The organism is Burkholderia sp. DN3021 (assembly GCF_049805555.1).
In the GTDB taxonomy this organism is placed as follows: domain Bacteria; phylum Pseudomonadota; class Gammaproteobacteria; order Burkholderiales; family Burkholderiaceae; genus Burkholderia; species Burkholderia pyrrocinia_C.
On sequence record NZ_JBNCAB010000042.1, the window covers coordinates 47,751 to 61,256 of the forward strand.

Consider the following 13,506-nt stretch of genomic DNA (forward strand, 5'->3'; position numbering starts at 1 on the left):
CCCGGGATGTCGCGCCGAGTCGTTCCGGGCAGTTGCATCACAGCGGATTTTCGGCGGCGATCGTGCCGTTTCGTTCGATCCCGCGTCGGGCATCGCTTCCACGCCATCCACCGTCACCGGACATTTTTCGAGCAAGAAATACCGGTGCAAAAATCCGACCTTACAACTGTCATCGTACGTCGTCGAATCGCGTGTTTTTCACATGATGAGGCGTCGTTTTATGCAGGTTTTTGTCGCGTCTAAAGCCTTGAATCACTTGCAACTATCGCTTACAATCGCCCGGATTTGTTAGCTAGGCACCCCTGAAAGCTTTCGGAAAGCTTGGGGCCGGATTCAAGGATTTTGCGGAAGATTGCGATGGCGGGTCAGGCGCCGGACGACAGGCACGATGATCAGCGCACGCAACGCACCGCTTCGGCGGCCGGCGAGCGGCGCGAATCCGACGATGACTGGGATGCCGAGCAACAAGATAACAATATCGTTCCGCTCACACGGGCAGAAGCCGAGAGGCTGTTCGGTCCGGACGTGAGCAAGCCCTCGCGCGTGACCCCCTCCAAGGTGGTGTTCGCGCAAGTGGTCTTGTCCCTGGTTGCAACGCTGGCGTGGTGGCTGTTTTCGAAGTCGCCGGGCGCCGCTGCGCAATCCGCGTTTCTGGGTGGAGCGATCGGCTGGGTACCAAGTGCGCTGTTCGTGGCACGACTGAAGGCAGGTGGTTCGGCCACCGTGATGAGCTGGGTGATGGGCGAAGCCCTGAAGCTCGGCTTGACGATCGGGATGTTCGCAGCAGTGGCGTTCGGCTGGTCCGGCGTGCACTGGGTGCCGTTCCTCGTCACGTACCTCGTCGTGCTGAAGACGTACTGGATCGCGCTGGCCTGGCGGTAAGCAACAAGCAGCGTGCGGTTTCGACAACGAACCGCACCGGCCCGTTCCCGCAATAGCGTGTTGCGGAACAGGCAAAACGATTTTCGACAATTTGGGTGGCATTAACGATATGGCAGCTAGCGAAGGCACGCGCGGTCCGGATCCGTCCGAGTACATTGCGCACCACTTGCAGAATTTCTCCACCTCGCATCAGACGTCGATTTTCGACATCCACGTCTGGAATCTCGACACGCTGTTCTGGTCGATCGTATGCGGCATCGTGACGATCCTCCTGCTGCGTCTGGCCGCCCGCAAGGCGACGTCGGGCGTGCCGGGCCGTTTCCAGTGCGCGATCGAGATGCTCGTCGAAATGGTCGAAGACCAGTCGAAGGCCATCGTCCACGGCAATCGCACCTTCATCGCTCCGCTCGCCCTCACGGTGTTCGTGTGGGTCGCGCTGATGAACTCGCTCGACTTCCTCCCGGTCGACCTGCCGGGCCGCGTCATCGGCCTGCTCGGTCTGTCGGACGTGATTTCCCACCATCGCATCGTCCCGACGGCCGACCTGAACGGCACGCTCGGCATCGCGCTCGGCGTGTTCGTCCTGATGATCTACTACAGCATCAAGATCAAGGGCGCGGGCGGCTTTGTGCATGAGCTGCTGTCGGCCCCGTTTGGTGCCCACCCGCTGCTGTGGATCCCGAACCTCGCGCTCAACATCGTCGAATATCTCGCGAAGACCGTCTCTCTCGGTATGCGGCTGTTCGGCAACATGTACGCGGGTGAGCTGTTGTTCCTGTTGATCGCCCTGCTCGGCAGCATGTGGAGCTTCGGTGGCGACGCAACGTTCCTCGGCTTCGTTGGTCACGTGATCGCGGGTAGCGTCTGGGCAATCTTCCACATCCTGATTGTTCTGTTGCAGGCATTCATTTTCATGATGCTGACGCTGGTGTATCTCGGCCAGGCGCACGACACGCACTAAGCGCGGCGTGCAACAAAGAGTCTTCGTTTTAGTTTTTTAAATCTCAGTTCCAAGTCTTTTCACAAAGGAGTGATCATGCAAGCTTACATCGCCAACATCCAGGGTCTGACCGCCATCGGTATCGGCATCATCATCGGCCTGGGTGCAATCGGCGCCTGTATTGGTATCGCGCTGATGGGTGGCAAGTACATCGAAGCCTGCGCACGTCAGCCGGAACTCATCAACCCGCTGCAAACGAAGATGTTCCTGCTGGCTGGTCTGATCGACGCTGCATTCCTGATCGGCGTTGGTGTCGCAATGCTGTTCGCGTTCGCGAACCCGCTCCTGTCGAAGCTCGTCGCAGGCTAAGGTTCCTCGGAAATATGCGTCCGGCGCAAGCCGGCGCAGGGCGGAACGGAGACTTGGGGCGCTGATCGAATGCAACTCGATGAGCGCCTTACCGTTTCATTTTTCCGGAATAGCAGATAAGGAAACACCGTGAATCTCAACGCAACTCTGTTTGCGCAAATGGTCGTGTTCCTGGTCCTCGCGTGGTTCACGATGAAGTTCGTGTGGCCGCCGTTGATCAACGCCCTCGACGAACGTTCGAAGAAGATCGCCGACGGCCTCGCCGCCGCGGAGAAGGGCAAGGCGGAACTCGACGCAGCGCACAAGCGCGTGGACCAGGAACTCGCGCAGGCCCGCAACGACGGCCAGCAGCGCATCGCCGACGCTGAAAAGCGTGCACAGGCGGTCGCCGAGGAAATCAAGGCCAACGCCCAGGCTGAAGCCGCCCGCATCGTCGCCCAGGCGAAGGCGGAAGCAGAACAGCAAATCGTGAAGGCGCGCGAAGCGCTGCGTGGCGAAGTCGCCTCGCTGGCCGTGAAGGGCGCCGAGCAGATCCTGAAGCGCGAAGTCGATCAAACGGCCCACGCCCAACTGCTGAATCAACTGAAAGCCGAGCTCTGATCATGGCCGAACTTGCAACCATCGCCCGCCCTTACGCAGAAGCGCTGTTCCGCGTGGCCGAGGGCGGTGACATCGCCGCCTGGTCCACGCTCGTGCAAGAGCTGGCCCAGGTTGCGCATCTGCCGGAAGTGCTGTCGGTCGCGTCGAGCCCGAAGGTGACGCGCACGCAAGTAGCCGAGCTGCTGCTTGCTGCGGTGAAGTCGCCGCTCGCGGCCGGCGCCGAAGCGAAGAACCTCGTGCAGATGCTGGTCGACAATCATCGCATCGCGCTGCTGCCGGAAATTGCCGAGCAGTTCGAGGCGCTCAAGAACGAACGTGAAGGTGCTGCCGACGCCGAGATCGTGAGCGCGTTCCCGCTGAACGGCGCGGATCTCGAAAGTCTCGTCTCGGGCCTCGAACGCAAGTTCAAGCGCAAGCTGAAACCGACGGTCGAAGTCGATTCGTCGCTGATCGGCGGCGTGCGCGTGACGGTCGGCGACGAAGTGCTCGACACCTCGGTTCGCGCGCGCCTCGCATCGATGCAGGCTGCCTTGACCGCCTGAGCGCCACGCCGGCACGCAACAGAATTGACTATCAGGAGCGAATAATGCAACTCAATCCCTCTGAGATCAGCGAGCTGATCAAGAGCCGGATCCAGGGCCTTGAAGCGAGCGCAGACGTTCGCAACCAGGGCACCGTGATCTCCGTGACCGACGGTATCGTGCGTATCCACGGCCTGTCGGACGTGATGCAGGGCGAAATGCTCGAGTTTCCGGGCAACACGTTCGGCCTCGCGCTGAACCTCGAGCGCGACTCGGTCGGCGCGGTGATTCTCGGCGAATACGAACACATCTCGGAAGGCGACGTCGTCAAGACGACGGGTCGCATTCTGGAAGTCCCGGTCGGCCCGGAACTCGTCGGCCGTGTGGTCGATGCGCTCGGCAACCCGATCGACGGCAAGGGCCCGGTCAACGCGAAGCTGACCGACGCGATCGAAAAGATCGCCCCGGGCGTGATCTGGCGTAAGTCGGTGTCGCAGCCGGTGCAGACGGGCATCAAGTCGATCGACGCGATGGTGCCGATCGGCCGTGGCCAGCGTGAGCTGATCATCGGCGACCGTCAGTGCGGCAAGACCGCGGTGGCGCTCGACGCGATCATCAACCAGAAGGGCAAGGACCTGATCTGTATCTACGTCGCGATCGGCCAGAAGGCTTCGTCGATCATGAACGTGGTTCGCAAGCTCGAAGAAACGGGCGCGATGGAATACACGATCGTCGTCGCCGCCACGGCATCGGATTCCGCAGCAATGCAGTATCTGGCACCGTACGCCGGCTGCACGATGGGCGAATACTTCCGCGACCGCGGCCAGGACGCGCTGATCATTTATGACGACTTGACCAAGCAGGCTTGGGCATACCGTCAGATCTCGCTGCTGCTGCGCCGCCCGCCGGGCCGTGAAGCGTACCCGGGCGACGTGTTCTATCTGCACTCGCGTCTGCTGGAGCGTGCGGCTCGCGTGTCGGAAGAGTACGTCGAGAAGTTCACGAACGGCGAAGTGAAGGGCAAGAGCGGTTCGCTGACGGCACTGCCGGTCATCGAAACGCAGGCAGGCGACGTGACCGCGTTCGTTCCGACGAACGTGATCTCGATTACCGACGGCCAGATCTTCCTGGAAACCGACCTGTTCAACGCAGGCATCCGCCCGGCAATCAACGCCGGCGTGTCGGTGTCGCGAGTCGGTGGCGCCGCTCAGACGAAGGTCGTGAAGAAGCTGTCGGGCGGTATCCGTACCGACCTCGCGCAGTACCGTGAACTGGCGGCATTCGCGCAGTTCGCATCGGACCTCGACGAAGCGACCCGCAAGCAGCTCGAGCGCGGCCGCCGCGTGACGGAACTGCTGAAGCAGCCGCAGTACCAGCCGCTGCAGGTGTGGGAACTGGCCGTGTCGCTGTACGCCGCGAACAACGGCTACCTCGACGACCTCGACGTGAAGCAAGTGCTGCCGTTCGAGAAGGGCCTGCGCGAAAGCCTGAAGACCAGCAACGCTGACCTCATCAAGCGCATCGAAGACACCAAGGATCTCTCGAAGGACGACGAAGGCGCACTGCGCTCGGCGATCGAATCCTTCAAGAAGTCCGGTGCCTATTGATCCGCGAGTGACACACTGAGGCCGCGCGGGTGCTGACGCGCTCGCGCCGCTTCGGTCAAGGAGCAAGCTATGGCTGGAATGAAGGAAATTCGCGGCAAGATCAAGAGCGTGCAGAACACGCGCAAGATCACGAAGGCGATGGAGATGGTGGCCGCATCGAAGATGCGCCGCGCGCAGGAACGCATGCGCGCTGCTCGTCCGTACGCGGACAAGGTCCGTGCCATCGCCGCGCACATGAGCCGTGCGAACCCGGAGTACCGCCACCCGTTCATGGTGGCGAACGACGGCACGAACACGGCCGGCATCATCCTCGTCACGACGGACAAGGGTCTGTGCGGTGGTCTGAACACCAACGTGCTGCGTGCGACGGTGCAGAAGTTCAAGGAGCTGGAAGAGAAGGGCCAGAAGGTCGAAGCCACCGCGATCGGCAGCAAGGGCCTCGGGTTCCTGAACCGCTTCGGCGCGAAGGTGATGTCGCAGGTCGTGCACCTCGGCGACACCCCGCATCTGGACAAGCTGATCGGCGCGGTGAAGACGCAGCTCGACCTGTACTCGGAAGGCAAGCTGTCGGCGGTTTATATCGCTTACACGCGCTTCGTCAACACGATGAAGCAGGAAGCCGTGATCGAGCAGCTGCTGCCGCTGTCGTCGGAACACTTCGAGGCCGATGACGGTACGCCGGCCACGTCGTGGGACTACATCTACGAGCCGGACGCGCAGGCAGTCGTCGACGAACTGCTCGTGCGTTACGTCGAGGCGCTGGTGTACCAGGCCGTCGCGGAGAACATGGCGTCCGAGCAATCGGCGCGGATGGTCGCGATGAAGGCCGCGTCCGACAACGCGAAGACGGTGATCAGCGAACTGCAGCTCGTGTACAACAAGAGCCGTCAGGCCGCGATTACGAAAGAACTGTCGGAGATCGTCGGCGGCGCAGCCGCTGTTTAAGCGCGCGCCCGGACGACAACTGCGCCTTTGCGCGAGTAAAGAATCAGGTATTTAAAGGAAAAGCGATGAGTACTGCTGCTTTGGTAGAAGGCAAGATCGTACAGTGCATCGGCGCCGTTATCGACGTGGAATTCCCGCGCGACAGCATGCCGAAGATCTACGACGCGCTTATTCTCGATGGCTCGGAACTGACGCTCGAAGTCCAGCAGCAGCTGGGCGACGGCGTGGTCCGCACCATTTGTCTGGGTGCATCCGACGGCCTGCGCCGCGGTCTGACCGTGAAGAACACGGCAAATCCGATCTCGGTGCCGGTCGGCAAGCCGACCCTCGGCCGGATCATGGACGTGCTCGGCCGTCCGATCGACGAGGCTGGCCCGATCGTGAGCGAACATACGCGCTCGATCCACCAGAAGGCTCCGGCGTTCGACGAACTGTCGCCGTCGACCGAACTGCTCGAAACGGGTATCAAGGTCATCGACCTGATCTGCCCGTTCGCAAAGGGCGGCAAGGTTGGCCTGTTCGGTGGTGCTGGCGTGGGCAAGACCGTCAACATGATGGAGCTCATCAACAACATCGCGAAGGAACACGGCGGTTACTCCGTGTTCGCGGGCGTGGGCGAGCGTACCCGTGAAGGGAACGACTTCTACCACGAAATGAAGGACTCGAACGTTCTCGACAAGGTCGCGCTGGTGTACGGCCAGATGAACGAGCCGCCGGGCAACCGTCTGCGCGTCGCGCTGACCGGCCTGACGATGGCCGAGCACTTCCGTGACGAAGGCCTCGACGTGCTGTTCTTCGTCGACAACATCTACCGTTTCACGCTGGCCGGTACCGAAGTGTCGGCACTGCTCGGCCGTATGCCGTCGGCAGTGGGCTATCAGCCGACGCTGGCTGAAGAAATGGGCAAGCTGCAAGAGCGCATCACGTCGACCAAGAAGGGCTCGATCACGTCGGTCCAGGCCGTGTACGTCCCCGCGGACGACTTGACCGACCCGTCGCCGGCTACGACCTTCGGCCACCTTGACGCAACCGTCGTTCTGTCGCGTGACATCGCTTCGCTGGGTATCTACCCGGCGGTCGACCCGCTCGACTCGACGTCGCGCCAGATCGACCCGAACGTGATCGGTGAAGAGCACTACTCGATCACCCGTCGCGTTCAGCAGACGCTGCAGCGCTACAAGGAACTGCGCGACATCATCGCGATTCTGGGCATGGACGAACTGTCGCCGGAAGACAAGCTGTCGGTCGCGCGCGCACGTAAGATCCAGCGTTTCCTGTCGCAGCCGTTCCACGTCGCTGAAGTGTTCACGGGCTCGCCGGGCAAGTACGTGCCGCTGAAGGAAACGATCCGCGGCTTCAAGATGATCGTCGACGGCGAGTGCGACCACCTGCCGGAACAGGCGTTCTACATGGTCGGCACGATCGACGAAGCCTTCGAAAAGGCCAAGAAGATCCAGTAAAGGTCTGAGTGGCAGCAAGCTGGTGCGATCCGGCCACGGTGCAGTGAATCGCTGTTGTCGATTTGCTTCACGGCCGGTCGCGCCGACCGCAACACGCTCAACCGCCGTGCATGGGACGGGAGTAAGCGCTGAAGCGCTAACTCCCGTCGACAGGAGTCGATATGGCAACCATCAAAGTAGACGTCGTCAGCGCGGAAGAGCAGATCTTCTCGGGCGAGGCGAAATTCGTCGCGCTGCCGGGCGAAACGGGTGAGCTGGGTATTCTGCCGGGCCACACGCCGCTGATCACGCGGATTCGTCCGGGTGCGGTGCGCATCGAAGTCGAGGGCGGCAACGACGAATTCGTGTTCGTCGCAGGCGGCATTCTCGAAGTGCAGCCGGGCGCCGTGACGGTGCTCGCCGATACCGCGATCCGCGGCAAGGACCTCGACGCGGCGAAAGCCGAGGAAGCGCGCAAGCGTGCCGAGGAAACGCTGCAGAACGCGAAGTCGGATCTCGACCTCGCGAAGGCGCAATCCGAGCTCGCGACCGCGATGGCGCAGCTCGAGGCGATCCAGCGTCTGGCGAAGATTCGCAGCCGGCACTGAGCCGCGCCGCGTATCCCGCGAAAGAAAGCAGCCTTCGGGCTGCTTTTTTTTCGCCTGTCCTTTGCGTGCCGCGGTGTTTCGTCCGGTCGTGCTATTTCATCCGTCCGCCGCGAATTGATGTCAGAGTGTCGTCAGCGGAGCGCGTCATCATCCGCAGTCAGGCCGCCCGTCGCGAGTGTGGCGACGGAGGCGGGCGCAGCAAGCGCACGCGGGCCGATCGGACAAAAAAGACGGAGACATTCATGGCAGCAGACCTTGGCGTGGGGGCGCTGATCGCGCCCGAAAACGGAGTGTCGTACGTGCGCGGCGCGACCGACGTGCCGCTATCCGAAGCGACGATCGGCCGGTTCCTGCGCGATACCGCCGGCCGCTTCCCCGAACGTCCGGCGGTCGTGCTCCGCGAGCAGCAGGTGCGCTGGACCTGGCGCGAATTCGCAGACGAGGTCGACGTGCTCGCGGCCGGCCTCGCCACGCTCGGGATCGTGAAGGGCGACCGCGTCGGCATCTGGTCGCCGAACCGCAGCGAATGGCTGCTCACGCAGTTCGCGACCGCGCGTATCGGCGCGGTGCTCGTCAACATCAACCCGGCCTACCGGCTGTCGGAACTCGAATACGCGCTGAACAAGGTCGGCTGCAAGGCCGTGATCGCGGCCGAGCGCTTCAAGTCGTCGGCGTATGTCGAGATGCTGCAGACCATCGCGCCGGAGCTCGCGACCGCGACGCCGGGCAACTTGCAGGCGGCGCGCGTGCCGAGCCTGCGCACGGTCGTGTCGATGGGCGACGTCGTGCCGGCCGGCATGTTCCGCTTCGCGGACGTGATGACGCGCGGCCGCCAGGCCGTCGACCCCGCGCTGCTCGATGCGATCGGCGCGACGCTCGAGTCCACCGACGCGATCAACATCCAGTTCACGAGCGGCACGACGGGCAGCCCGAAGGGCGCGACGCTCACGCATCGCAACGTCGTCAACAACGCGCGCTCGATCGCGATGGCGATGCGCTTCACCGAGCAGGATGCGCTTTGCATCCCCGTGCCGCTGTACCACTGCTTCGGGATGGTGCTCGCGGTACTCGCGTGCGTATCGAAGGGCGCGGCGATGGTGTTCCCGGGCGAAGCATTCGACCCGGTCGCGACGCTCGCGGCCGTGGCCGACGAACGCTGCACCGCGCTGCACGGCGTGCCGACGATGTTCATCGCGGAGCTCGATCATCCCGAGTTCCCGACATTCGACCTGTCGACGCTGCGCACGGGGATCATGGCCGGCTCGCCGTGTCCGATCGAGACGATGAAGCGCGTCGTATCGCAGATGCACCTGTCGGAGATCACGATCGCATACGGGATGACGGAGACGAGCCCCGTGTCGTTCCAGAGCTCGACCGACGATCCGCTCGAGAAACGCACGACGACGGTCGGGCGCATCCAGCCGCATCTCGAAGTGAAGATCGTCGATCCGAGCGGCGACATCGTGCCGGTCGGCACGACGGGCGAGCTGTGCACGAAGGGCTACTCGGTGATGCTCGGCTACTGGGACGACGACACGAAGACGCGCGAGGTGCTGGTCGACGGCTGGATGCATACGGGCGACCTCGCGACGCTCGACGCGGACGGCTATTGCAACATCGTCGGCCGCCTGAAGGACATGGTGATTCGCGGCGGCGAGAACGTCTATCCGCGCGAGATCGAGGAATTCCTGTTTCGGCATCCGAAGATCCAGAGCGCGCAGGTGTTCGGCGTGCCCGATGCGAAATACGGCGAGGAGCTGTGCGCGTGGATCGTGCTGCGTGCGGACGAGCAGATGACCGAGGACGACGTGCGCGCGTTCTGCAACGGGCAGATCGCGCACTACAAGATTCCGCGCTATATCCGCTTCGTCGACGAGCTGCCGATGACGGTGACGGGCAAGGTGCAGAAATTCGTGATGCGCGACCGGATGATCGAGGAACTGAAGCTCGACGTGCAGAAGACCGCGTAAGTTGGCCTGGCGGCCCGGCGGCGGGAAAAACGCGGCGGCCTGCGGGCCGTTGCGTTTTCGATGGACGAAAAAAAGCGGGCTTATTAGCCCGCTAAAAACCACACGCTACGGGGTTAGCGCGAGGAGACCAAAGATGAAACCGAGTCCGGCGGGGAGCCGGAAACGACTCCAACAGGGATGCCCCTGGGAAGGGCTTCGGTACGTGACCGACTGGCTCGCAGCGCTTCGCGTCCGCTCACACTTGGCACACGAGACCGCATCCGTGTTGAAACCGTTGAGGCCATTGTGGGCGAATTACCGACCCATCGCGGTAACAAAGTGTTTCAGGTTGTAACGCCCGCCAGATAAGGCTTTCCGGGATTTTTTGCTGTTTTCGGGGTCCTGAAAAAGGTCATTTTTACCCATATTTTCCGCAGCGTTTTCATCATATGCATACGACGCGTTTTTCACGCGTATCGGGCGCGATGAATTGCCGATTTACACGTGAGAAAACGCACCGCGCGGCAGATACCGCGGATGACGATTCATTCGTCAGAAAGATTTTGAAACGTGATCGGGATGTGTGGAAGTCGGCCGTTTGGCCGATTCGGGTGATTTCGCGCGGCAGCGGGTCGCCAGGGCCAGGTGCGATGTGTAACTGCGGCAGGCCGACCGCCGCCGCGCAGCGATTTCAGCGGGCAGCGGCCACGGGGGCGGTGCCCGTCATCGGCCGCCGCAAACATGCGCGCTTACTTCAGCCACTTGTCCGAAATCGCCTGGTATTCGCCGGTCGACAGAGCGAGATGCAGCCACTGGTCGACGTACTGCTGGAACGCGACATCGCCTCGCGGCACCATGTACGCCTTCTCGCCGAACTGGAACGGTTTGTCCGGATGGACCGAGCACAGCCCCGGATTCAGTTTTTGCTGCAGCTGCGTCTCGGACGCATCCGTCACCATCACGTCCGCCTTGCCCGCGAGGATCTGCTTGAAGATCGTCACGTTGTCCGGATAGACGGTCAGGTTCGCGTGCGTGAAGTACTGCTTCGCGAAACGTTCGTTGGTGCCGCCCGGGTTCACGATCACGCGTGTTTCGGGCCGGTCGATCTGCGCGACGGTCTGGTATTTGTCGGCGTCCGCGCAGCGCACGATCGGCGTCTTGCCGTCGACGACGTACGGCTGCGTGAAGAACACGCGCTTCTGGCGCTCGAGCGTCGTCGATACGCCGCCCACCGCGACGTCGCATTTCGCGACGAAATCGCCGGTCAGGTTCGACCAGCTCGTCTTCACGTAGTCGGCCTTCACGCCGAGCGACTTCGCGAGCGATTCGGCCATGTCGATGTCGATGCCCTCGAAGCGGCCGTCCGCGCGGTAGTACGAATACGGCTTGTAGTCGCCCGTCGTGCAGACGCGCAGCGTGCCGCGCGCGAGCACGTCGTCGAGCCGCGAGCCGGCGCCCGGGGCGGCGGCGCTGCCCGCGCCGGTCTGCGCGTGCGCGGCGGCGCAGCAGAGCAATGCGGCCGCGGCGAGCGTGGCGAATGTCTTCATCGGTCTCCTCCTTCGTTCGGTTCGATATGAGCGTCCGATCATAACGGAGCCATCGCGCGCGTCATATGGCCGCCATCGCATCGGCATGCGCAGCCTGACGCCGGCTGTCCGGTAAAATGCCGCTTTGCCTTCGCATCGTCGCTCCTACCGTGGCCCATAACCTGCTCAACGACACCTTCCTGCGTGCGCTTCTGCGCGAGCCGACCGACTACACGCCGATCTGGCTGATGCGCCAGGCCGGCCGCTACCTGCCCGAATACAACGCGACGCGCGCGCGCGCCGGCAGCTTCCTCGGCCTCGCGAAGAATCCCGACTACGCGACCGAGGTGACGCTGCAGCCGCTCGAGCGTTTCCCGCTCGACGCCGCGATCCTGTTCTCGGACATCCTGACGATTCCGGACGCGATGGGGCTCGGCCTCGACTTCCAGGTCGGCGAAGGGCCGAAGTTCGCGCATCCGGTGCGCACCGAGGCCGACGTCGCGAAGCTCGCGGTGCCGGACATCGAAGCCACGCTCGGCTACGTGACCGGCGCCGTGCGCGAGATCCGCCGCGCGCTGACCGACGGCCAGGGCCGCCAGCGCGTGCCGCTGATCGGCTTCTCGGGCAGCCCGTGGACGCTCGCGTGCTACATGGTCGAAGGCGGCGGGTCGGACGATTTCCGCACGGTGAAGTCGATGGCGTATTCGCGCCCCGACCTGATGCACCGGATCCTCGACGTGAACGCGCAGGCGGTGGCCGCGTACCTGAACGCGCAGATCGAAGCGGGCGCGCAGGCCGTGATGATTTTCGACACGTGGGGCGGCGCGCTGGCGGACGGCGCGTACCAGCGCTTTTCGCTGGACTACATCCGTCGCGTGGTCGCGCAGCTCAAGCGCGAGCACGACGGCGAGCGCGTGCCGGTGATCACGTTCACGAAGGGCGGCGGGCTGTGGCTCGAGGAGATCGCGGCGACCGGTGTCGACGCGGTCGGGCTCGACTGGACGGTCAACCTCGGCGCCGCGCGCGAGCGCGTCGCGGGGCGCGTCGCCCTGCAGGGCAACCTCGACCCGACGATCCTGTTTGCGCCGCCGGCCGCAGTGCGCGAACAGGCGCGCGCGGTGCTCGACAGCTACGGCAACCACCCGGGCCACGTATTCAACCTCGGGCACGGCATCTCGCAATTCACGTCGCCCGATCACGTCGCCGAACTCGTCGACGAGGTACATAACCACAGCCGCGCGATCCGTAGCGGAGCCGCCGGCTGAACGCAAGCGCTGTCATGCTGCACTGCGGGGTGACAGCGTTTCGCTGCCGGCGCTAAACAGGACGCAACCCCGTACCGGTTGCCGATTCGTTGCTTGTCAAGACTTGACTTATACACATTTTCCACGTTGCAGCGCGGTAGAGCCCCGTGTCGGTCAAATTGTCTCGCTATGGTTTGGTAATTTGAATAGCAGCCTTATGGAATAAGGCTCCGCGGGGCACCGCCGCAAACGGCGGAAAACCGTGGAAAACACGGCCCGGCGCGCGTTGCGGCCATTGAGCGGCGAGTTCTCAACAAAGTTATCCACAGGCTGGGCAGGGTATACGGCGATTCCTAATGCGAATCCAAAACTTAGCGCCGAATCTGAAGTTTTACTTTAAGTTCGCTGCCGCGATGCGGACGCGGGTGCAAGCCGTCCATGCGGCACGTACCGCCGCCGGGGCGCCGTGATGAACGGTACCTACCTGCGCGTCGCGCTCGACCATCCGCTCGCGACCCTGTTCGACTACCGCTGCGATGCGCAACCGGCACCCGTGCCCGGCACGCTCGTGCAGGTGCCGTTCGGCAAGCGGCAGGCTGTCGGGCTCGTCTGCGAAGTGACGACTCACACCGACGTGCCGCCGTCCCGGCTGCGCGCGATCGACGCGATCTGCACCGACTTGCCGCCGCTGTCGGCGGACTGGCTCGCGCTCGTGTCGTTCGCCGCCGACTACTATCAGCGCGGGCGCGGCGAGGTCGCGCTGCCGGCGCTGCCGCAGGCGCTGCGCGACGCGGGACGCTGGGGGCGGCTGCTGGCGCCCGAGGTGCGCTACCGGCCGACGGAAGCCGGCCGTGCGGTGCTGCCCGATGCGTTGCC

Annotated in this window: 12 protein-coding genes and 1 pseudogene; 12 read left to right on the plus strand and 1 reads right to left on the minus strand. The window is 63.5% G+C overall.

Going from position 1 to position 13,506, the window contains the following annotated elements; all coding sequences use genetic code 11:
• The first annotated feature begins 357 nt into the window (after positions 1 to 357).
• From ACPUER_RS20845 to ACPUER_RS20890, 10 genes are all read left to right on the plus strand, one after another.
• Positions 358 to 882, plus strand: a complete 525-nt coding sequence (locus tag ACPUER_RS20845) for an ATP synthase subunit I (RefSeq protein ID WP_425132004.1) — start codon at positions 358 to 360, stop codon at positions 880 to 882.
• A 109-nt stretch (positions 883 to 991) separates the two neighbouring features.
• Positions 992 to 1,843 carry a F0F1 ATP synthase subunit A gene (gene atpB, locus ACPUER_RS20850; protein ID WP_034183834.1) on the plus strand — a complete coding sequence of 284 codons (852 nt, stop codon included), beginning with the start codon at positions 992 to 994 and terminating at the stop codon, positions 1,841 to 1,843.
• Between the two features lie 75 nt (positions 1,844 to 1,918).
• Entirely contained in the window at positions 1,919 to 2,191 is a 273-nt protein-coding gene (gene atpE, locus ACPUER_RS20855; RefSeq protein ID WP_021160442.1) for a F0F1 ATP synthase subunit C, read from the plus strand.
• A gap of 129 nt (positions 2,192 to 2,320) precedes the next feature.
• Complete coding sequence (locus ACPUER_RS20860; RefSeq protein WP_006751767.1) at positions 2,321 to 2,791, plus strand: F0F1 ATP synthase subunit B; 471 nt, start codon at positions 2,321 to 2,323, stop codon at positions 2,789 to 2,791.
• A 2-nt stretch (positions 2,792 to 2,793) separates the two neighbouring features.
• Positions 2,794 to 3,333: a F0F1 ATP synthase subunit delta gene (locus ACPUER_RS20865; RefSeq protein WP_006751768.1), complete on the plus strand. Its 540-nt coding sequence runs from the start codon at positions 2,794 to 2,796 to the stop codon at positions 3,331 to 3,333.
• A 44-nt stretch (positions 3,334 to 3,377) separates the two neighbouring features.
• Positions 3,378 to 4,919: a F0F1 ATP synthase subunit alpha gene (atpA, locus tag ACPUER_RS20870; RefSeq protein WP_034183836.1), complete on the plus strand. Its 1,542-nt coding sequence runs from the start codon at positions 3,378 to 3,380 to the stop codon at positions 4,917 to 4,919.
• 69 nt (positions 4,920 to 4,988) lie between these two features.
• Positions 4,989 to 5,864 carry a F0F1 ATP synthase subunit gamma gene (gene atpG, locus ACPUER_RS20875; protein WP_034183837.1) on the plus strand — a complete coding sequence of 292 codons (876 nt, stop codon included), beginning with the start codon at positions 4,989 to 4,991 and terminating at the stop codon, positions 5,862 to 5,864.
• A 65-nt stretch (positions 5,865 to 5,929) separates the two neighbouring features.
• Positions 5,930 to 7,324: a F0F1 ATP synthase subunit beta gene (gene atpD / locus ACPUER_RS20880; RefSeq protein WP_034183838.1), complete on the plus strand. Its 1,395-nt coding sequence runs from the start codon at positions 5,930 to 5,932 to the stop codon at positions 7,322 to 7,324.
• A gap of 161 nt (positions 7,325 to 7,485) precedes the next feature.
• Complete coding sequence (locus ACPUER_RS20885; RefSeq protein ID WP_006477288.1) at positions 7,486 to 7,911, plus strand: F0F1 ATP synthase subunit epsilon; 426 nt, start codon at positions 7,486 to 7,488, stop codon at positions 7,909 to 7,911.
• 242 nt (positions 7,912 to 8,153) lie between these two features.
• Positions 8,154 to 9,881: an AMP-binding protein gene (locus tag ACPUER_RS20890; RefSeq protein ID WP_425132005.1), complete on the plus strand. Its 1,728-nt coding sequence runs from the start codon at positions 8,154 to 8,156 to the stop codon at positions 9,879 to 9,881.
• Between the two features lie 728 nt (positions 9,882 to 10,609).
• On the opposite strand, the gene ACPUER_RS20895 is transcribed toward ACPUER_RS20890, so the two are convergent.
• On the minus strand, positions 10,610 to 11,407 hold the full coding sequence (locus tag ACPUER_RS20895) for a transporter substrate-binding domain-containing protein (protein ID WP_425132006.1): 798 nt from the start codon (positions 11,405 to 11,407) through the stop codon (positions 10,610 to 10,612).
• Between the two features lie 149 nt (positions 11,408 to 11,556).
• Between ACPUER_RS20895 and hemE the strand changes: the two genes are divergently transcribed.
• Together hemE and ACPUER_RS20905 are read left to right on the plus strand one after the other, a co-directional pair.
• The gene (hemE, locus tag ACPUER_RS20900; protein ID WP_231944009.1) at positions 11,557 to 12,651 is read left to right on the plus strand and encodes a uroporphyrinogen decarboxylase; all 1,095 of its coding nucleotides are present in this window, start codon (positions 11,557 to 11,559) and stop codon (positions 12,649 to 12,651) included.
• 448 nt (positions 12,652 to 13,099) lie between these two features.
• A pseudogene (locus ACPUER_RS20905) lies at positions 13,100 to 13,506 on the plus strand (primosomal protein N'); the annotation flags it as partial.